The organism is Enterobacter cloacae complex sp. S3 (assembly GCF_014930495.1).
Classification (GTDB): Bacteria; Pseudomonadota; Gammaproteobacteria; order Enterobacterales; family Enterobacteriaceae; genus Enterobacter; species Enterobacter asburiae_B.
This window is the reverse complement of record NZ_JADBRD010000007.1, coordinates 160,856-178,652: the sequence shown is the minus strand read 5'-3', so window position 1 is coordinate 178,652 and position 17,797 is coordinate 160,856. Positions and strand designations below refer to the sequence as shown.

Sequence of the window (17,797 nt, the reverse complement as noted above, 5' to 3'; positions counted from 1 at the left end):
AACAATAAACCACATTAATAGTCACAATCAGAAAAATAAAAAGCCGTTTATTCCCTACGGTATAAACGGCTTTTTTGGAACATTACTGACTCAGTGGAGCACAGTCACCGCATCCTTTAGGCGTCCGGCGCGGTGCTTCACCATTGCAGAAATGTGGGCGCTCTCCTCGACCAGGTCGGCGTTTTTCTGCGTGATGCTGTCGAGTTCGGCCACCGCGCGGGTCAACTCTGACAGCCCGGTTGCCTGCTCGGAGGTCGCGTGGCTGATCTGGGCGATAAGCTGCGTCACGTTTTTCACCTGCACCACGATATCATCCATCGTGCGGCCTGCGGCGTGAACCTGCTCAGAGCCGGACTGCACCTTGCTGGCGCTGGCATCAATCAGTTTACGAATATCATTGGCGGCACTGGCGCTGCGGCTGGCGAGATGGCGCACTTCGCCCGCGACCACGGCAAAACCTTTTCCCTGCTCTCCTGCCCTTGCCGCTTCAACCGCCGCGTTCAGCGCCAGAATGTTGGTCTGGAAAGCGATATCGTTAATCAGGGAGGTAATCGAGCCAATCCGCTGCGTGCTGTCGGCAATGTCATCCATGGTTTTGACCACGGTCTGCATCGCATTGCCCCCTTTCGTGGCCGCGCTGCTCGCGGCCACGGAGAGTTTATCCACCTCGGCGGCAGTTTCAGAGTTACTCTGAACGGAAGCGGCCATCTGGTTCATTGTTGCGACGGTCTGCTGCACGTTCGCCACGGTCTGACGCGTCCGATCGTTCAGGTCTTCATTTCCCTGTGCCAGCCTGTCGCTGCCGTCACGGACGCTCACCACCTGGCTCGAGACGTCATTGATTAACCAGCGGCACATCAGGCCCAGCTGCCCGACCGCGCGCAGCGTCAGCCCCAGCTCGTCGCTGCGGTTCAGATGCTGCACGCTGTTGCGCTCACCGGTTGCGACCTTCAGGGCCTGTCGCGCCACATTCTCTACCGGGCGGACAATCTGTTGCTCAAACAGCAGCGTTCCCAGCAGCATCACCACCGCGGCAGCAACGAGCGGCATCCACCCGGCGGAAGTCGCGATCAGCGTGGCGGCGAGAACGGCAAAAAGCGCCGCCATCACGCTGCGCACGCGCCAGCGCAGCGGCATTGCCGGCAGTTTACCCAGCCAGCCTTTTCCAACAACCAGCCCCTTGTGCACGCGTTTCTTACAGCTCCCGTCGTTCAGCGCCCGGTAGAGCGGCTCCACGGCCGCAATCTCTTCGGCTGTGGCTTTGGTGCGAATGGACATATAGCCCGTAACCTGCCCGCGGCGCACCATCGGCACCGCATTCGCACGCACCCAGTAGTGGTCGCCGTTTTTGCGCCGGTTTTTGACAATTCCGCTCCACGGCTCGCCCTGCTGCAGCGTGTACCACATATCGGCAAACGCGGCTTTTGGCATATCGGGGTGGCGCACCATATTGTGCGGCTGGCCCGTCAGCTCATCGAGCTGGTAGCCGCTCACCTGCACAAAGGTGTCGTTGGCGTGTGTGATGTAGCTGTGGACGTCTGTGGTAGACATTAAGGTGGTGTCATCGTCCAGAGGATATTCATTCTGGGTGACATAGGTTGGAGAGGACATCGTGGGCATCCCTTGCAGGTTATTTGAATGTTAATTTTGTGGGTCAATGTTTTTTCGGCGGTAAACAATTTATCTTTAGTTGTTAAACTTGATGAAGATCGCAGATTTCACTTAAACCATACTTTTTGTACGATTTTATAATTCATTGATTTCAAATACTTTCGCAAAGAAATTACCTATAAAGCATGACCAGTTAATGCCCACTTAAGTTGCAGCCAATGCACTTCTTTAGTGCAGATGCGCTTTTCCGGCCTCATTTACCCTTTTTGTCCTGTACCGCTAAATCCCGTTTCGGTTGCTCCGGCATGATTAAATATTGTGCAACATTATTTTAACCTGGCGTTTATCCCGATTTTCGTTAAGTCATCTGAAGTGGCGTAATCCCTGCAATACTTAAACCAGTATCATGTGATACGCGATCCCCGGGAGCACATTTTGAACAGGTTACCTTCCAGCGCCTCGGCTCTTGCCTGTACCGCGCACGCACTGAATCTCATTGAGAAGCGAACGCTCGATCATGAGGAGATGAAACAACTTAACCGAGAGGTCATCGATTACTTTAAAGAGCACGTCAATCCAGGTTTTCTGGAGTATCGCAAATCTGTTACCGCCGGCGGGGATTACGGAGCCGTAGAGTGGCAAGCGGGGAGTCTTAACACGCTTGTCGACACCCAGGGACAGGAGTTTATCGATTGCCTGGGTGGTTTTGGTATCTTCAACGTGGGGCACCGTAATCCAGTTGTGGTTTCCGCCGTACAGAATCAACTTGCGAAACAACCTCTCCATAGCCAGGAACTGCTCGACCCGCTTCGCGCCATGCTCGCGAAAACGCTGGCGGCCTTAACGCCCGGCAAACTGAAGTACAGCTTCTTTAGCAACAGCGGCACGGAATCGGTCGAAGCGGCGATTAAACTCGCCAAAGCGTACCAGTCGCCGCGCGGGAAATTCACCTTTATCGCCACCAGCGGCGCGTTCCACGGTAAATCCCTGGGCGCACTGTCTGCTACCGCCAAATCCACCTTCCGCAAACCGTTTATGCCGCTGCTGCCGGGCTTCCTCCACGTGCCGTTCGGCGACATTAACGCCATGCGCACCGTGCTGAGCGAATGCCGTAAAACCGGCGATGACGTGGCGGCGGTGATCCTCGAGCCGATTCAGGGTGAAGGCGGCGTGATCCTCCCTCCGCAGGGCTATCTGCCCGCCGTGCGTCAGCTGTGCGATGAGTTTGGCGCGCTGCTGATCCTCGACGAAGTCCAGACCGGGATGGGGCGCACCGGCAAAATGTTTGCCTGCGAGCACGAAAACGTTCAGCCGGACATCCTGTGTCTGGCGAAGGCGCTCGGCGGCGGCGTGATGCCGATTGGTGCGACGGTTGCGACTGAAGAGGTCTTCTCGGTGCTGTTCGACAACCCGTTCCTGCATACCACTACCTTTGGCGGTAACCCGCTGGCCTGTGCGGCCGCGCTGGCAACCATCAACGTGCTGCTGGAGCAAAACCTGCCCGCCCAGGCGGAGCAGAAAGGCGACATGCTGCTGGACGGCTTCCGTCAGCTAGGCCGGGAATATCCGGACCTGGTGCAGGACGCGCGTGGCAAAGGGATGCTGATGGCGATTGAGTTTGTCGATAACGAAACCGGCTATAGCTTCGCGAGCGAGATGTTCCGCCAGCGGGTGCTGGTCGCCGGAACGCTCAACAACTCGAAAACCATCCGCATTGAACCGCCGCTGACGCTGACGATTGAGCAGTGCGAGCAGGTGCTGAAAGCGGCGCGTAAAGCGCTGGCAGCGCTGCGAATAAGTGTGGAAGAGGCGTAATCAACGCCGGGTGGCGCTACGCTTACCCGGCCTACAAAATACTGCATGCAGGCCCGGTAAGCGTAGCGCCACCGGGCTGCTTTTTATCGGTGAAATTCCGCCACCGTCATGGTGAAGCGAAGCACGGTATCGCCTTCGTTCGCATATCCGTGCGCCGCTTCCGTTTTCGCCACCGCCGATGCGCCAGCGTTAACCTGGGTCACCGTCTCATCCACCGTCAACGTTAAAACGCCTTCGTTCACGTGCAGCAGCTCAAAGGTTCCCGCCGGGTGCCCCGGAGAGGTAAAGCGCTCTCCCGGCTGCATCTCCCACTGCCATAGCTCAATCATATCCGGGCCTGCGGTTCCCGCCAGCAGTCTGGCGCGTCCACCCTGTGCGCCCTGCCACAGCACCGGAATCGCGGCCTCTTCGATAACGTGCACCAGCGGCTCGCTGGATACGTTGACGATATCCGCTACGGAGATGCCGAGCGCGGCGGCCAGCTTGCACAAGATGGCGATACTGGGGTTGGCTGCGCCCTTTTCGATCTCCACCAGCATGCCTTTGCTAACGCCTGCCCGGCGGGACAGCTCGTCCAGAGACAGCTTTTTCTCTTTGCGCCAGTTGCGTATGCGGTTTGCCACGGCCAGGCTTACCAGGGCAACATCAGCACCCTGCGAAGTCATTATATTGACTTTATCAGTCATTGGTCACTACCATGGTATAAAACAGTCAATACAGGATTATTTATGTCTCTCGTTACGCCGTCAATAGATTCGCATCTTGCCGGGATTGCCCCGGGCTTTCGGGCGCTGAGCATTCTGGTTGAAGCTGCGCCGATAACCCACCCCGAGGTTGCGCCCGCCGCGTTGGCGCAGGCCTGCCAGCAGATGTTGAATGATGATGTGCCATGGGCTGATGCACACCTTTCAGACTGGGATGAGGTGTTTAAAGCCTTCGGCGCGAAACCGAAACGCACACCCTGCTCGGCATCTGCCCTGCGCAAGCGGGTACTGAAAGACGGTTCGCTGCCGTCGCTGGATCCGGTCGTAGATATCTATAACGCGGTGAGTATTCGCTATGCCATTCCGGTGGGCGGGGAAAATCTCGCGGCGTATTCGGGTGCGCCGCGTCTGACGCTGGCCGACGGCAGCGAGCCGTTTGATACCTTCAAAGAGGGACAACCAGTGATGGAACATCCGGAACCGGGCGAGGTTATCTGGCGCGACGATCTCGGCGTCACCTGCCGCCGCTGGAACTGGCGACAGGGGGTACGTACCCGTCTGGACAGGCAGGCACAATCCATGTGGTTTATTCTTGAAAGCCTGCCGTCGATGCCCCTTGCGGCACTGGAAGAGGCAGGAGAAGAACTGGTCAACAACCTGCAGCGGCTGATGCCGGGAGCCACGGCTCGGGTTCAGCTGCTGACGCTGTAGGAGGACAACACGATGTTTCACGGGTTAAGCGCGTTTCCGTTAACCCCCCTGAAAGAGGGGACGTTTGACGAGCACTCCTTCATCAATCTTCTGCGCCCCGTGGTCGACGCTGGTATGGATTCACTGGGCATTTTGGGCTCAACGGGAAGTTACGCCTATCTGACCGTTGAAGAGCGCGGTCGGATCGCACGCTGCGCGGTGGCGCATGCTGATGACATTCCGGTCATCGTCAGCATCGGCGCATTGCGGCTGGACGATATTCTGCGTCTAGCTGACGACGCGCAATCGGCAGGTGTCTCCGGCGTGCTGCTGGCACCCGTGTCGTACCAGCGATTAACGGAAGACGAAGTATTTAATCTGTATGAAACGGTGACCCGCCAGCTCTCAGTACCGCTGTGCATTTACGATAATCCCGCCACAACCGGTTTTTCGTTTAGCGATGAACTGTTATTTGCCGCCGCGGCCCTGCCGAATATAGGGTCCATTAAGCTTGGCCGCGTGCCGGAGGACCTGTTGCAGGTACGCGCTCGTCTTCCTGATACCGTCACGCTGGGCATCGCCGGTGACTGGCGAGCGGCCTCCGCCCTGCAGGCCGGGTTTGACGTCTGGTACTCGGTGGTCGGCGGGTTGTTTCCGCAAACAGCGCTGGCGATTGCCCGTTCGAAAGAGTCGGCACAATCCGAGCGGCTGGAGCCGCTTTGGGCGCTGTTCCGCCATTATGGTAGTTTGCGGGTGGTAGCGGCAGCGGCAGAAATGCTGGGGAAAGTGGAAACACCCGCGCTACCCTTCCCCCTTCAGGCTCTTCAGGGTGAGCCGCGCGAAGCGCTTGCTACGATACTTGCGGATCTGGCGCTGGCTTGAACAACGCCGGGTGGCGCTAGCGCTTACCCGGCCTACAAAACCTTTATAACGCCTGTTACTCCGGCAACAGCCCCACAAAACTGCGTTTCTTGCGCGGCTCCGACATCAGCTCTTCGAGCTTATCCACGCACGCCAGATAGTGCGGGGTTTGCTTGTGCGCCAGCACCGCCTCTTCGTCTTTATAGGCTTCGTAGATAAAGAACCGGGTCTTCACCCTCGGGTCCTGCAATACGTCAAAACGCAGGTTTCCCGACTCCTGGATTGCCCCCTCGTGGTTAGCGCGAAACACCTCCAGAAACTCGTCTACCCGCTCGGGCTTAATGTTGATCTCCACCAGCGTCACGTTCATTTTGCTTCTCCCTGTTTCTCATCCTGCCAGAACTGGAACGCATCGCGGGCGTTCCAGTTCTCGTGAACCACTTTTTTCACCGCCTTCAGCATGGCGAGCGGCGCGCTGGACTGGAAGATGTTGCGTCCCATATCCACGCCCGACGCCCCCTGATCGATAGCCCGCCAGCACATCTCCAGCGCCTCGTGCTCCGGCAGCTTTTTGCCCCCGGCGATAACGATCGGCACCGGACAGCTGGCGGTCACTTTTTCAAAGCCCTCGTCCACGTAGTAGGTTTTGACGAACTGCGCCCCCATTTCGGCCGCGATGCGGCTGGCGAGCGAGAAATAGCGCGCGTCGCGCGCCATCTCTTTACCGACGCCCGTCACCGCCAGCGTCGGCATACCGTAGCGCGCGCCCGCATCGACAAGCTTGATGATGTTGTTGATCGACTGATGCTCAAACTCGCTGCCGATATACACCTGCGCCGCCACCGCGCAGACGTTCAGGCGCAGCGCGTCCTCCATCGCCACCGCCACGCACTCGTTGGACAGTTCGCCCAGAATCGAGTTACCGCCGGAGGCGCGCAGCACCACCGGTTTGTTCGTCGCGGCTGGCACCTGGCTCCTGAGGATGCCGCGGGTGCACATCAGCACGTCGGTTTCGCCAAACAGCGGCGCTATAGAGAGATCGATACGCTCAAGGCCGGTGGTCGGCCCCTGAAAGTAGCCGTGGTCAAAGGCCAGCATCACCGTGCGGTTGCTCTGCGGGTTGAAGATGCGCGCAAGCCTGGACTGCATGCCCCAGTCCAGCGAGCCGCAGCCCTTCAGGGTGTACGGCACATTCTGCTGCGGCGTGCCGATGCCAAAATCCTTGCCGTCTTTGATGTCGTCTAAATCAGCCATTTGCTCCCCCGTCAGAAATCGTATTTGCTGATGTTCTCTTTGGTGAACACCACGCGCTCCGGCAGCAGCACGATGCCGTTGCCCTTCGCCTCATACTGGTAGCCCTGCACGCTGTTCGGCTCGACCTTCAGCGCGCCGATATTTTTTACGTCCACGCTGTCGCCGACGTTAAGATCGCCTTTTTTCAGCAGGCGATCGGCGACGTTGACCGCAATTTTGCCCTGTTGTACGACATCCCACAGGCCGAAGGCTTTCACCGTGCCGCGCTCAACGTACGGGCGCATCACGTTCGGCGTGCTGAAGCCGACAATCGCCACCCCTTCCCGCTTCAGGTTTTCCGCCGCCTGCGCCGCCGCTGGAAGCGCGTTGGCGTCCGGGGCGATAATCGCATCCAGATCCGGATACGCTTTTAAGATCCCTTCGGCGGTTTGCAGGGATTTGGTGGCGTCGTTATAGCCAAACTGGGTCGTCACGACCTGCCACTGGGGGTGATCTTTCTCGATTTTGGCCTTCGCCTCTTTCACCCACTGGTTCTGGTCGGTGACGGTCGGGCTTGAGTAGAAGAACGCCACTTTAGCGTTCGGTTTGGTGACCTGTTTGCCCGCCATCTCCACCAGCAGGCCGCCCAGCTGCTCCGGCGTCCCCTGGTTGATGTAGATGCTGCGGCACTCCGGTTTGGTGTCGGAATCCCAGGTCAGGACTTTGACGCCGCGCTGCATCGCGCGCTTGAGCGCCGGGCAGAGGCCGTCCGGCGACACGGCGGAGACGATAATGGCGTTATAGCCCTGGTTAACGAAGTTATTGATGAGCTGCACCTGCCCGGAGACGCTCGGCTCGGTTGGGCCGTCGTAGGTCACGTCCACGCCGAGATCTTTCCCCGCCTCTTTCGCGCCGTTGCCGCCGCTGGTGAAGAACCCCACGCCCACCAGCTTCGGGATAAAGGCGATGCGGTCCGCCGCCTGCGCCGAGGCGAAGCTGAGGGCCATTGCCAGGACTATCAGTTTTGTTTTCATCTTACGCTCCGGATAGTTTTCTAAAGAGAGAACGCACCCACTCGCGGTGCAGACTCAGCGAACGTCCCATCACCACCACAACCAGCAGCGCCCCTGACAGCGCGCTCGACACCTGGTTAGGGATGCCGACCATCTGAAAACCCTGCTGCAGATACCCCACCAGCAGCGCCGCCAGCGCCGTACCAACAACCGAACCTGACCCGCCGTAGATATTGGCCCCGCCGAGCACGGCGGCGGTGAGCGCGGGCATCAGCAAATCACGCCCCAGATCCGAACGCGCGGAGCCGAAATAGGAGACCATCACCAGCGCGGCAACCGCCGAGGCCACGCCCACCAGCCCGTACAGCGCGTAGGGCACGCCGTTCACCGACAGCGCCGCATAGCGCGCCGCGCGCGGATTTTGCCCGATCAAAAACAGATGGCGACCAAAGCGCCCTCGGTGGGTAATCAGCCAGAAGAAAAACGTAATCACCGCGAACAGCACCAGCGGGATCGGCAGGCCCAGCACCGTGAGGTTAGCGAACGCCGTGAAGCCGTCCGGGAAACCGCCAATGCCCTCGTAGCCCGTCGCGCCCGCCATGCCGGAGAGCAGCAGCGCGCCGCCGCCGTAGAGGTAAAGCGTGCCGAGGGTGATCACCAGCGGGCTGATGCCGGTGTAGTAAATAAGCGCGGCATTAAATAATCCGCACAGCAGGCCGAGCAGCAGCGTCAATGGAATAGCGACCGCCATCGGCCACCCCGCCTGCATCATCACGCCCAGCGCGATGGCGCACAGTCCAATGGTTGAGCCGAGGGAGATGTCGATCCCGCCGCTGATAATCACCAGCGTAAGCGGCAGCGCCACGATGCCGATGCAGATGAAGTCGCTGGTGCTGAACAGCAGCATGTTGACGTCGAGCATGCGCGGGTTGATGGCGCCAAAGAGCAGGATCTCCAGCACCAGTAAAATCAGCAGCGCGCTTTCCCAGTTAAGCCTCATTTACGCCACCTCTTTTTTGCGTTTGGGAAACGGGGTGACGTGCTTTCCCCCTTTGTTACCCGGCTGAAAACGACCGTACTTCAGCGCCCGCTGATGGCGCGCCAGCGCCTGGCGCAGGCGTCCGTCGAGCACCAAAACGCCCAGCAGCACCAGCCCGGCGATAAAGTCGTTCCACCACGCCGGGAACCTGAACAGCACCAGCACGGTATCGATTTGGGTCAGGAAGAAGGCCCCGAGCAGCGCGCCAATCAGCGTGCCCGTGCCGCCCAGCAGCGAAATACCGCCGAGCACGCAGGCGGCGATGGCCTTCATCTCCAGCCCGCTGCCGGTCTGGTTGGGCACAAAGCCAATCTGCGCGGCAAAGACGATCCCGGCGCAGGCCGCCAGCATGCCGTTGAGGGTAAAGGCGATCATGCGGGTGCGGTTCACCGCCACGCCCAGCTGGCGCGCGGCGGCGAGGTTATCCCCCACCGCGTAGAAATCACGCCCGAACGCGGTGCGCGACAGCGTCCACGCGCCCGTGACCGCGATAATCAACACCAGCATGCCGAGCGGCGAAATGCCGATGGCGGCAGGCTCAGAGAGGGATTTCAGCCCGGGCGGCAGCCCCTCAATCCACTTTCCGCCGGTCCAGAGCAGCATCGCGCCGCGGTACAGCCCCAGCGTGCCGAGGGTGGCGACAATCGCCGGGATGCGCAGCCCCACCACCAGAAACCCGTTGAACGCCCCGGCCAGCGCGCCAGTAGACAGGGCGAAGAGAATGGAAACGGGCAGGCTGTAGCCGCTGTTCAGCGCCACGCCGACGGCAATGGCGGACAGCCCGACGGTTGAGCCAACGGACACGTCGATATTGCGGGTCAGCATCACCAGCGCGGCACCGATGGCCAGCAGGATCAGGATCTGCGAGCTGGCGAAAATCATCCCCAGCGTCTGCAGGCTGAAGTAGGACGGATTCAGCGCCACCAGCACGGCGAATAGCGCCAGAATGGCGAGGAACGCGCTCAGCTCGCGGTTTTTCAGCAAGGTCTTCATGACTGCCCTCCGAATGCCAGCGCCATCATCCTGTCGAGGCTGACGGCGTGGCGCGGCAGCTCGCCGCTGAGCACGCCCTGATGCATCACCAGCACGCGGTCCGCAAGGCCCGGGAACTCGTCAAGATCGCTTGAGATCATCAGCACCGCCACGTTCTGCGCCGCCACGCTTTTTATCAGCTGGTAGATGTCGGCGCGCGCCGAGACGTCCACCCCGCGCGTCGGTTCATCGACGATCAGCAATAAGGGGTTGGCCTCCAGACAGCGCGCCAGCAGCACCTTCTGCTGGTTGCCGCCGGAGAGCGTGCGCACGGTTTGATCCGCATGGTTGAGCTTGATCCCCAGCGCCCGGTGATAGCGCTCCACCACCGCCGACTCCCGCTTGCGCTGCTGCCAAATCGACGGCTCGTTCAGCGCCACCGTGTTCCAGCGGATCGGCGCGTCGAGGAACAGGCCGGACACCTGCCTGTCTTCCGGCAGGTAGACCAGCCCTTTTTCCAGGCGTGAACTTACCGGCTCGGCGGTAATGTCCTGATTCTCCAGCCAGACGCGTCCGCCGCGTACCGGCCGCAGGCCGTAGAGCGTTTCCGCAAACTCGGTGCGCCCGGATCCCACCAGCCCGGCCAGGCCGACGATCTCGCCGGCGTAGATCTCAAGGCTGAGATCGATAAAGCCTTCCCCGGTGAGATCCTCCACCCGCAGCACCGGGAAATCCTGCGGCTGGGTGCGGCGGTTGCCCGGCAGCGCCAGCCACAGCTTTTGCGTATCGCTGAGGGATTTCTCCCGGCTTACCGGCGTCATGGCGGCGATCAGGGCGCTGTCGTCAAACTGCGCGGTTTCACCGCTCAGCACCACCGCGCCGTCGCGCATCACCGAGACGTGGCTTGCCAGCTGGCGAATCTCCGGCAGCTTGTGCGAGATAAAGACAATCCCGACGCCGAGCGCCTGCAGGGCGCGGATCTGGCGGAACAGCCGCTCGGTTTCGCCGGGCGTGAGGGAGGCCGTGGGTTCGTCGAGGATCAGGATCCTGGCGTTGCGCATCAGCCCGCGCAGGATCTCCACCATCTGCTGATCCGCCACTTCCAGGGTGCTGGCGGCGGCGTCGAGGTTAAGCTGGCACTGGAGCTGCTGGAGCTTCTCCGCCAGGCGCTTTTCCAGATCGCGTTCGCGCGGCAGGCGAAACAGGATGTTTTCCCGCACCGTCAGGTTGGGGAACAGCAGCGGCTCCTGCGGCACCAGATAAATGCCTAACCCGTGCGCCTGAGCGGGCGTGAGCCGCGCATATGACTGCCCCTCGACAGAAAGTTCACCGCCGTCCGGCGTTTCAACCCCGGCGATTATCTTCATCAGCGTCGATTTTCCCGCGCCGTTTCCGCCCATCAGTGCGTGCACCTGGCCCGCAATCAGCGTGAAATCAATGCCTTTTAAGACCGGCACGCCTGAGAACTGCTTGCTGATATTCTGCGCGTCGAGAAGTGGTGTCATCATCGCTCCGCTATTGAACAAATGATTTTTAGATTTAATAATGTTCAAAAGCGTAGACGGTGAACTATATTTACAACCGTGCAGGGATCACAGTTTTATCGATTGAGATACAGATAAACCAGAAACGATCTAAAAGATCCGTTTTGTCGCGTGGCTCACACTTTCCCTTCGCGTCATCACGAACATATGATCTAAATTTTTATAAGAGTTCAACTATGAGCGATAAACGCACTGCGGAAGAAGGACGGTTTGCCGGGCTGGCACTGGCGGAAGAGGAGCTGGTGGCGCGCGTGGCCTGGTGCTACTACCACGACGGATTAACCCAGAACGACATCGGCGAGCGGCTCGGGCTGCCGCGCCTGAAAATCTCCCGCCTGCTGGAAAAAGGCCGTCAGTCCGGGGTGATCCGCGTGCAGATCAACTCCCGCTACGAGGGCTGCCTGGCGCTGGAGACCGAGCTACAGCAGCGCTTTGGCCTGAAGCTGGTGCGCGTGATGCCCGCGTTAAATACGCCGCCGATGAACGTGCGGCTCGGCATTGGCGCGGCGCAGTCGCTGATGGGCATACTGGAGCCCGGCCAGCTATTAGCGGTGGGATTTGGTGAAACCACCATGAGCAGCCTGCAGCACCTGAGCGGCTTTATCAGCTCGCAGCAGATCCGCCTGGTGACGCTCTCCGGCGGCGTCGGGCCGTACATGACCGGTATTGGCCAGCTGGACGCGGCCTGCAGCGTCAGCATGATCCCCGCCCCGCTTCGCGTGTCATCCGCAGAGGTGGCCGGGATCTTAAAACGCGAGACCAGCGTGCGGGACGTGATCCTCGCCGCGACCGCCGCCGACGTGGCGGTGGTCGGCATTGGTTCAGTGAACCAGCGCCGTGACGCCACGATACTGCGATCCGGCTATATCAGCGAAGGTGAACAGCTGATGTACGCCCGCAAAGGGGCGATCGGCGACATTCTCGGTTATTTCCTCAATGCCGAAGGGGAATGCGTCGAGGAGCTGGAGATCCACAAAGAACTGCTGGGCGTCACGCTCGATGAACTGGCGCAGCTGCCCACCATCGTTGGCGTGGCCGGAGGGGAAGAGAAAGCCGATGCGATTTATGCCGCACTGAAGGGTCGCCGTATCAATGGCCTGGTGACGGAGGAGACGACAGCCCGCGCGGTGCTGGCTCTGGCCGACTAAGAGCCGCCCTGCGCTAACAACGAGGCAAGCTCATGAGTTACCTTTTAGCGTTAGATGCAGGGACAGGCAGCGTTCGCGCCGTGATTTTCGATTTACAGGGCAACCAGATTGCCGTCGGCCAGGCCGAGTGGAAGCACCTGAGCGTGGAGAACGTGCCGGGATCGATGGAGTTCGATCTGGAGACCAACTGGCAGCTGGCTTGCCGGTGCATTCATCAGGCGCTGGAACGTGCGCGCCTGAGCACGGCGGATATTCAGTCCGTCGCCTGCTGCTCGATGCGCGAAGGGATCGTGCTGTACGACCGCGACGGCGAGGCCATCTGGGCCTGCGCCAACGTCGACGCCCGCGCCAGCCGCGAGGTGGCCGAACTCAAAGAGATCCACGACGACCGTTTTGAATCCCAGGTGTATGAGGTTTCCGGCCAGACGCTGGCGCTGAGCGCCATGCCGCGCCTGCTGTGGCTGGCGCACCATCGTCCTGACATCTACCGTAAAGCCGCCACCATCACCATGATCAGCGACTGGCTGGCGGCGAAGCTCTCCGGCGAGCTGGCTGTTGACCCGTCTAACGCGGGCACCACCGGCATGCTGGATCTCTTCTCCCGCGACTGGCGTCCGGCGCTGCTCGACATGGCCGGGCTGCGCGCCGATATTCTCTCCCCGGTAAAAGAGACCGGCACCGTGCTGGGCGCGATTACCAAAGAGGCCGCCCAGCAGAGCGGCCTGCGCGAAGGCACGCCGGTGGTGATGGGCGGCGGCGACGTGCAGCTGGGCTGCCTGGGGCTGGGCGTGGTCCGCGCCGGACAAACGGCGGTGCTGGGCGGCACCTTCTGGCAGCAGGTGGTCAATCTGCCGCAGGTGCGCACCGACCCCGAGATGAACATCCGCGTGAACCCGCACGTTATCCCCGGCATGGCGCAGGCGGAGTCGATCAGCTTCTTTACCGGGCTGACCATGCGCTGGTTCCGCGACGCCTTCTGCGCCGAGGAAAAGCTGATTGCCGAGCGGATGGGGATGGACACCTATTCCCTGCTGGAAGAGATGGCGAGCCGCGTACCGGCGGGCTCCCACGGGGTGATGCCGATCTTCTCCGACGCGATGCATTTCAAGCAGTGGTACCACGCCGCGCCGTCGTTTATTAACCTCTCCATCGACCCGGAAAAGTGCAACAAAGCGACGCTGTTCCGCGCCCTGGAGGAGAACGCGGCGATTGTCTCGGCCTGCAACCTGGCACAGATTTCGCGCTTCTCCGGCGTGACGTTTGAAAGCCTGGTGTTTGCGGGCGGCGGGGCCAAAGGCGCCTTGTGGAGCCAGATTTTAAGCGACGTCACCGGGCTGCCGGTGCGCGTGCCGGAAGTGAAAGAGGCGACGGCGCTCGGCTGTGCGATTGCCGCGGGCGCGGGCGCGGGGCTGTTTGCGGATATGGCCTCGACGGGCGAGCGGCTGGTGAAGTGGAGCCGCGAGTTCACGCCGAACCCGCAGCACCGCGAGCTGTACGACGGCATGATGCAGAAATGGCAGGCAGTGTACGCGGACCAGCTCGGGCTGGTGGACAGCGGGCTGACGACGTCGATGTGGCAGGCCCCGGGGTTAGTAAAAACCCACACCCCTCACCCTGCCCCTCTCCCCTGAGGGGAGAGGGAAAAAATCAGAGCGAGCCAATTCTTTGAGACCGCACCAGCCAGTCCCCTCTCCCCTTTGGGGAGAGGGTTAGGGTGAGGGGCGAAGTTCTTTGAGATCTATCACAATCATTCGATCCCGCTTTTACCTTTCCGCTCCCGCTGGCTAAATTAGTAACTCATCCGACCACATAACAATAATTTTACACTGGAAGAGACTATGAGCCGCTACCCGTCGTTATTCGCCCCTCTCGATCTGGGGTTCACCACACTCAAAAACCGCGTGTTGATGGGCTCGATGCACACCGGGCTGGAGGAGCATCCGGACGGGGCCGAGCGTCTGGCAGCCTTCTATGCCGAGCGCGCCCGCCACGGGGTGGCGCTGATTGTCACCGGCGGCGTGGCCCCTGCTCTTTCCGGCGTGGGCATGGAGGGCGGCGCGGTTCTGAACGATGCGTCACAGCTGCCGCACCACCGCATTGTGACCGACGCGGTACACCGCGAGGGCGGTAAAATCGCCCTGCAAATCCTGCACACCGGACGCTACAGCTATCAGCCGAACCTGGTCGCGCCGTCGGCCATTCAGGCGCCAATCAACCGCTTTAAACCTCATGCCCTCAGCCACGATGAGATCCTGGCGCTGATCGACGACTTTGCCCGCTGTGCGGCGCTGGCGCGCGAGGCGGGCTACGACGGCGTGGAGGTGATGGGCTCTGAAGGCTATCTGATTAACGAGTTCCTCGCGGCCCGCACCAACCAGCGCGACGACGAATGGGGCGGCGACTATGCCCGCCGGATGCGCTTTGCCGTGGAGGTGGTGCGCGCGGTGCGCGAACGTGCGGGCGCAGACTTTATTATCGTCTTCCGCCTGTCGATGCTCGACCTGGTGGAAGGCGGCGGCACGTTCGACGAAACCGTGCAGCTGGCGCAGGCGATTGAAGCCGCAGGCGCTACCATTATCAACACCGGGATTGGCTGGCACGAGGCGCGCATCCCGACCATCGCCACGCCAGTGCCGCGCGCGGCGTTCAGCTGGGTAACACGGAAGCTGAAAGGCAAAGTCTCTGTTCCACTGGTCACCACCAACCGCATTAACGATCCGCAGGTAGCGGACGATGTGATTTCACGCGGCGACGCCGACATGGTGTCGATGGCGCGCCCGTTCCTGGCCGATGCCGAACTGCTCTCCAAAGCGCAAAGCGGCCGTGCGGACGAGATCAACACCTGCATCGGCTGTAACCAGGCCTGTCTGGATCAGATCTTCGTCGGCAAGGTCACCTCTTGCCTGGTTAACCCGCGCGCCTGTCATGAAACCAAAATGCCGGTCGTTCCGGCGGTCAGTAAAAAGCGCCTGGCCGTGGTGGGCGCTGGCCCCGCGGGCCTGGCGTTTGCGGTGAATGCCGCCTCGCGCGGGCACAGCGTGACGCTGTTTGATGCGCTGGCGGAGATTGGCGGGCAGTTTAATATCGCCAAACAGATCCCCGGCAAGGAGGAGTTCTATGAAACCCTGCGCTACTACCGCCGGATGATCGACCTGACGGGCGTCGAGCTGCGGCTTAATCAGTTTGTCAGCGCGGCGGATCTGATCGGTTTCGACGAGGTGATCCTGGCGAGCGGGATCGTGCCGCGCACGCCTGCGATCGAGGGTATCGATCATCCTAAAGTGTTGAGCTATCTGGATGTATTGCGTGACAAAACGCCGGTCGGTGAGAAGGTGGCGATTATCGGCTGCGGCGGGATCGGCTTTGATACCGCCATGTACTTAAGCCAGCCGGGCGAGGCCACCAGCCAGAACATCGCCGAGTTTTGTGTGGAATGGGGTATCGACACCAGCCTGAACCAGTCCGGCGGGCTACGCCCGGAAGGGCCGCAGCTGCCGAAAAGCCCGCGGCAGATCGTGATGCTGCAGCGCAAGGCCAGCAAGCCGGGCGAAGGGCTGGGCAAAACCACGGGCTGGATCCACCGCGCCACTCTGCTCTCGCGCGGGGTGAAGATGATCCCGGCGGTGAGCTACCAGAAGATCGACGACGAGGGTCTGCACGTCACGATCGGCGGCGAGCCGCAGCTGTTACGTGTGGATCATGTGATTTTATGCGCCGGGCAGGAGCCGAAGCGCGATCTGGCCGATCCGCTGCGCGAAGCCGGTAAAACGGTGCATTTGATTGGCGGATGCGACGTGGCGATGGAGCTGGATGCGCGGCGGGCAATTGCGCAGGGGACGAAGTTGGCTCTGGCGATCTAGGACATTGCCGGGCGGCCAGGGTAAAAGCAAAACGGCAACCCAGTTGCCGTTTTTAGCGTTTGCTCCCTCTCCCTGTGGGAGAGGGCCGGGGTGAGGGCATCAGGCCGCACATCCCTAATCTTACCGACGACGTCCCAGCTTCACCGCCTTCAGCACCACGAACTTATTGTTCGTCGCAACGGTGACGCAGTTGCCGAAAATCTTCTTCAGCTTGTGGAAGTAATCCAGGTGGCGGTTCGCCACGATGTACAGCTCGCCGTTGATTTTCAGGCAGCGGCGCGCGTGGTGGAACATCTCCCACGCGACGTTATCCGTCAGGGCGTGCTTCTGGTGGAACGGCGGGTTGCAGAACACGGCGTTGAAGCGGAACGGCTCTACGCCGGACAGCGCGTTGTTGATCATAAACTCGCAGCGGTCCAGCGCTTCCGGCATGTTGGTTTCCACGTTCAGACGGCTGGAGGCCACCGCCATCGGCGACTCGTCGCTGAACACCACGCTGGCGTCCGGGTTCTTCGCCAGCAGCGTCAGGCCAATCACGCCGTTACCACAGCCCAGATCGACAATCTCACCTTCCAGATTTTCCGGCAGATGTTCCATAAAGAAACGCGCCCCGATATCCAGCCCGGTGCGGGAGAAGACGTTCGCATGGTTGTGGATGGTCCAGTCGGTGCCTTCCAGCTTCCAGCTCAGCGTCTCCGGCGCGTCGGCCAGCTCCGGCGCGCTGAAGGTGCAGTTGATCAGGCGCGCTTTTTTCCAGGCCAGCGTCGTGGTGGTCGGGCCGAGGACTTTCTCGAACAGCTCGAGCGTCGAGGTGTGAATATCGCGCGCTTTAGCGCCCGCGATAATGCGCGTTTCCGGCGTCACGACCTTACGCAGCGCGCGCAGCTGTTGCTCCAGCAGCGCCATGGTTTTTGGCACTTTGATCAGCACCACGCCCGGCGCCTGCGGGTAGTCCGCGGTGCTGTCAAGGAACTTCACGCTGGACTCTTCGATGTCGTTATGGCGCAGGTTTTCACGCGTCGCCAGCTCGCTCAGGTAGGAATCGCCGATGCTGTATGGCGTGTGCTCCGCCAGGGCGCAGCCCAGCGCGCCAAAGGCGTCATTCAGGATCAAAACCGGGCCGCGGATTTCAGTCTCATCCAACTGCTGCAGCAGATATTCATCTGCCGCTTCCCACGCCATGAGCGGGTTAACGTCGTCCGTTTCCGGGAAACGTTTAAGGTTGAGTGAACGGAAACCGTTGTCTAAGTGGCTCATCGGCCCTCCTGAATGGTAAAATTTGGCGTATCCCTGAAAAGGGTGCGTGA

15 protein-coding genes are annotated in these 17,797 nt (G+C 60.8%); 6 read left to right on the top strand and 9 right to left on the bottom strand.

The genetic code is table 11. The features are described from left to right. Window positions 1–90: 90 nt before the first annotated feature. Window positions 91–1,611, bottom strand: a complete 1,521-nt coding sequence (locus IM317_RS02935) for a PAS domain-containing methyl-accepting chemotaxis protein (RefSeq protein WP_033146701.1) — start codon at window positions 1,609–1,611, stop codon at window positions 91–93. Between the two features lie 435 nt (window positions 1,612–2,046). On the opposite strand from IM317_RS02935, the gene ygjG reads away from it, so the two are divergent. Further along, window positions 2,047–3,426: a putrescine aminotransferase gene (ygjG, locus tag IM317_RS02930; protein WP_033146702.1), complete on the top strand. Its 1,380-nt coding sequence runs from the start codon at window positions 2,047–2,049 to the stop codon at window positions 3,424–3,426. A gap of 83 nt (window positions 3,427–3,509) precedes the next feature. Here ygjG and IM317_RS02925 read toward each other — a convergent pair whose 3' ends face one another. Continuing rightward, window positions 3,510–4,112 carry a helix-turn-helix domain-containing protein gene (locus IM317_RS02925; protein WP_033146703.1) on the bottom strand — a complete coding sequence of 201 codons (603 nt, stop codon included), beginning with the start codon at window positions 4,110–4,112 and terminating at the stop codon, window positions 3,510–3,512. A 42-nt stretch (window positions 4,113–4,154) separates the two neighbouring features. Between IM317_RS02925 and IM317_RS02920 the strand changes: the two genes are divergently transcribed. Both IM317_RS02920 and IM317_RS02915 read left to right on the top strand, forming a co-directional pair. Continuing rightward, on the top strand, window positions 4,155–4,841 hold the full coding sequence (locus tag IM317_RS02920; protein WP_033146704.1) for a B3/4 domain-containing protein: 687 nt from the start codon (window positions 4,155–4,157) through the stop codon (window positions 4,839–4,841). A 12-nt stretch (window positions 4,842–4,853) separates the two neighbouring features. Beyond that, entirely contained in the window at window positions 4,854–5,702 is an 849-nt protein-coding gene (locus IM317_RS02915) for a dihydrodipicolinate synthase family protein (RefSeq protein WP_033146705.1), read from the top strand. A 55-nt stretch (window positions 5,703–5,757) separates the two neighbouring features. Here the strand turns inward: IM317_RS02915 and lsrG are convergent, their stop codons facing one another. The 6 genes from lsrG to lsrA are packed head-to-tail and all read right to left on the bottom strand — an operon-like array spanning window position 5,758 to window position 11,443. Continuing rightward, window positions 5,758–6,051, bottom strand: a complete 294-nt coding sequence (gene lsrG, locus IM317_RS02910) for a (4S)-4-hydroxy-5-phosphonooxypentane-2,3-dione isomerase (protein ID WP_033146706.1) — start codon at window positions 6,049–6,051, stop codon at window positions 5,758–5,760. Continuing rightward, window positions 6,048–6,935 (bottom strand): 3-hydroxy-5-phosphonooxypentane-2,4-dione thiolase, encoded by an 888-nt coding sequence (lsrF, locus tag IM317_RS02905; protein WP_033146707.1) that lies wholly within the window; start codon window positions 6,933–6,935, stop codon window positions 6,048–6,050. Before lsrF ends, lsrG begins: the two co-directional genes overlap by 4 nt. Before the next feature lie 11 nt (window positions 6,936–6,946). Further along, on the bottom strand, window positions 6,947–7,948 hold the full coding sequence (lsrB, locus tag IM317_RS02900; RefSeq protein WP_033146708.1) for an autoinducer 2 ABC transporter substrate-binding protein LsrB: 1,002 nt from the start codon (window positions 7,946–7,948) through the stop codon (window positions 6,947–6,949). A 1-nt stretch (window position 7,949) separates the two neighbouring features. After that, window positions 7,950–8,927 carry an autoinducer 2 ABC transporter permease LsrD gene (gene lsrD, locus IM317_RS02895; protein ID WP_033146709.1) on the bottom strand — a complete coding sequence of 326 codons (978 nt, stop codon included), beginning with the start codon at window positions 8,925–8,927 and terminating at the stop codon, window positions 7,950–7,952. Further along, window positions 8,928–9,959 carry an autoinducer 2 ABC transporter permease LsrC gene (lsrC, locus tag IM317_RS02890; protein WP_033146710.1) on the bottom strand — a complete coding sequence of 344 codons (1,032 nt, stop codon included), beginning with the start codon at window positions 9,957–9,959 and terminating at the stop codon, window positions 8,928–8,930. Then, on the bottom strand, window positions 9,956–11,443 hold the full coding sequence (gene lsrA, locus IM317_RS02885) for an autoinducer 2 ABC transporter ATP-binding protein LsrA (RefSeq protein ID WP_033146711.1): 1,488 nt from the start codon (window positions 11,441–11,443) through the stop codon (window positions 9,956–9,958). The genes lsrC and lsrA overlap by 4 nt, the downstream gene beginning before the upstream one ends. Before the next feature lie 215 nt (window positions 11,444–11,658). Between lsrA and lsrR the strand changes: the two genes are divergently transcribed. The 3 genes from lsrR (at window position 11,659) to IM317_RS02870 (ending at window position 16,490) form a co-directional block, all read left to right on the top strand. Continuing rightward, window positions 11,659–12,630, top strand: coding sequence for a transcriptional regulator LsrR (lsrR, locus tag IM317_RS02880; protein ID WP_033146712.1), 972 nt, complete (start codon window positions 11,659–11,661; stop codon window positions 12,628–12,630). Between the two features lie 32 nt (window positions 12,631–12,662). Continuing rightward, window positions 12,663–14,261 carry an autoinducer-2 kinase gene (gene lsrK, locus IM317_RS02875; protein WP_033146713.1) on the top strand — a complete coding sequence of 533 codons (1,599 nt, stop codon included), beginning with the start codon at window positions 12,663–12,665 and terminating at the stop codon, window positions 14,259–14,261. A 207-nt stretch (window positions 14,262–14,468) separates the two neighbouring features. Then, a complete protein-coding gene (locus IM317_RS02870; RefSeq protein ID WP_033146714.1) occupies window positions 14,469–16,490 on the top strand; it encodes an NADPH-dependent 2,4-dienoyl-CoA reductase in 2,022 nt (673 codons plus the stop codon). Between the two features lie 120 nt (window positions 16,491–16,610). Here the strand turns inward: IM317_RS02870 and rlmG are convergent, their stop codons facing one another. After that, window positions 16,611–17,747 (bottom strand): 23S rRNA (guanine(1835)-N(2))-methyltransferase RlmG, encoded by a 1,137-nt coding sequence (rlmG, locus tag IM317_RS02865; protein WP_010435862.1) that lies wholly within the window; start codon window positions 17,745–17,747, stop codon window positions 16,611–16,613. Between the last annotated feature and the right edge of the window lie 50 nt (window positions 17,748–17,797).

Bases quoted from the DNA above. Each gene is read 5' to 3' on its own strand.
- IM317_RS02935 (WP_033146701.1), bottom strand. From the start codon at position 1,611: ATGTCCTCTCCAACCTATGTCACCCAGAATGAATATCCTCTGGACGAT.
- IM317_RS02925 (WP_033146703.1), bottom strand. From the start codon at position 4,112: ATGACTGATAAAGTCAATATAATGACTTCGCAGGGTGCTGATGTTGCC.
- IM317_RS02920 (WP_033146704.1), top strand. From the start codon at position 4,155: ATGTCTCTCGTTACGCCGTCAATAGATTCGCATCTTGCCGGGATTGCC.
- IM317_RS02915 (WP_033146705.1), top strand. From the start codon at position 4,854: ATGTTTCACGGGTTAAGCGCGTTTCCGTTAACCCCCCTGAAAGAGGGG.
- lsrG (WP_033146706.1), bottom strand. From the start codon at position 6,051: ATGAACGTGACGCTGGTGGAGATCAACATTAAGCCCGAGCGGGTAGAC.
- lsrF (WP_033146707.1), bottom strand. From the start codon at position 6,935: ATGGCTGATTTAGACGACATCAAAGACGGCAAGGATTTTGGCATCGGC.
- lsrB (WP_033146708.1), bottom strand. From the start codon at position 7,948: ATGAAAACAAAACTGATAGTCCTGGCAATGGCCCTCAGCTTCGCCTCG.
- lsrD (WP_033146709.1), bottom strand. From the start codon at position 8,927: ATGAGGCTTAACTGGGAAAGCGCGCTGCTGATTTTACTGGTGCTGGAG.
- lsrC (WP_033146710.1), bottom strand. From the start codon at position 9,959: ATGAAGACCTTGCTGAAAAACCGCGAGCTGAGCGCGTTCCTCGCCATT.
- lsrA (WP_033146711.1), bottom strand. From the start codon at position 11,443: ATGACACCACTTCTCGACGCGCAGAATATCAGCAAGCAGTTCTCAGGC.
- lsrR (WP_033146712.1), top strand. From the start codon at position 11,659: ATGAGCGATAAACGCACTGCGGAAGAAGGACGGTTTGCCGGGCTGGCA.
- lsrK (WP_033146713.1), top strand. From the start codon at position 12,663: ATGAGTTACCTTTTAGCGTTAGATGCAGGGACAGGCAGCGTTCGCGCC.
- IM317_RS02870 (WP_033146714.1), top strand. From the start codon at position 14,469: ATGAGCCGCTACCCGTCGTTATTCGCCCCTCTCGATCTGGGGTTCACC.
- rlmG (WP_010435862.1), bottom strand. From the start codon at position 17,747: ATGAGCCACTTAGACAACGGTTTCCGTTCACTCAACCTTAAACGTTTC.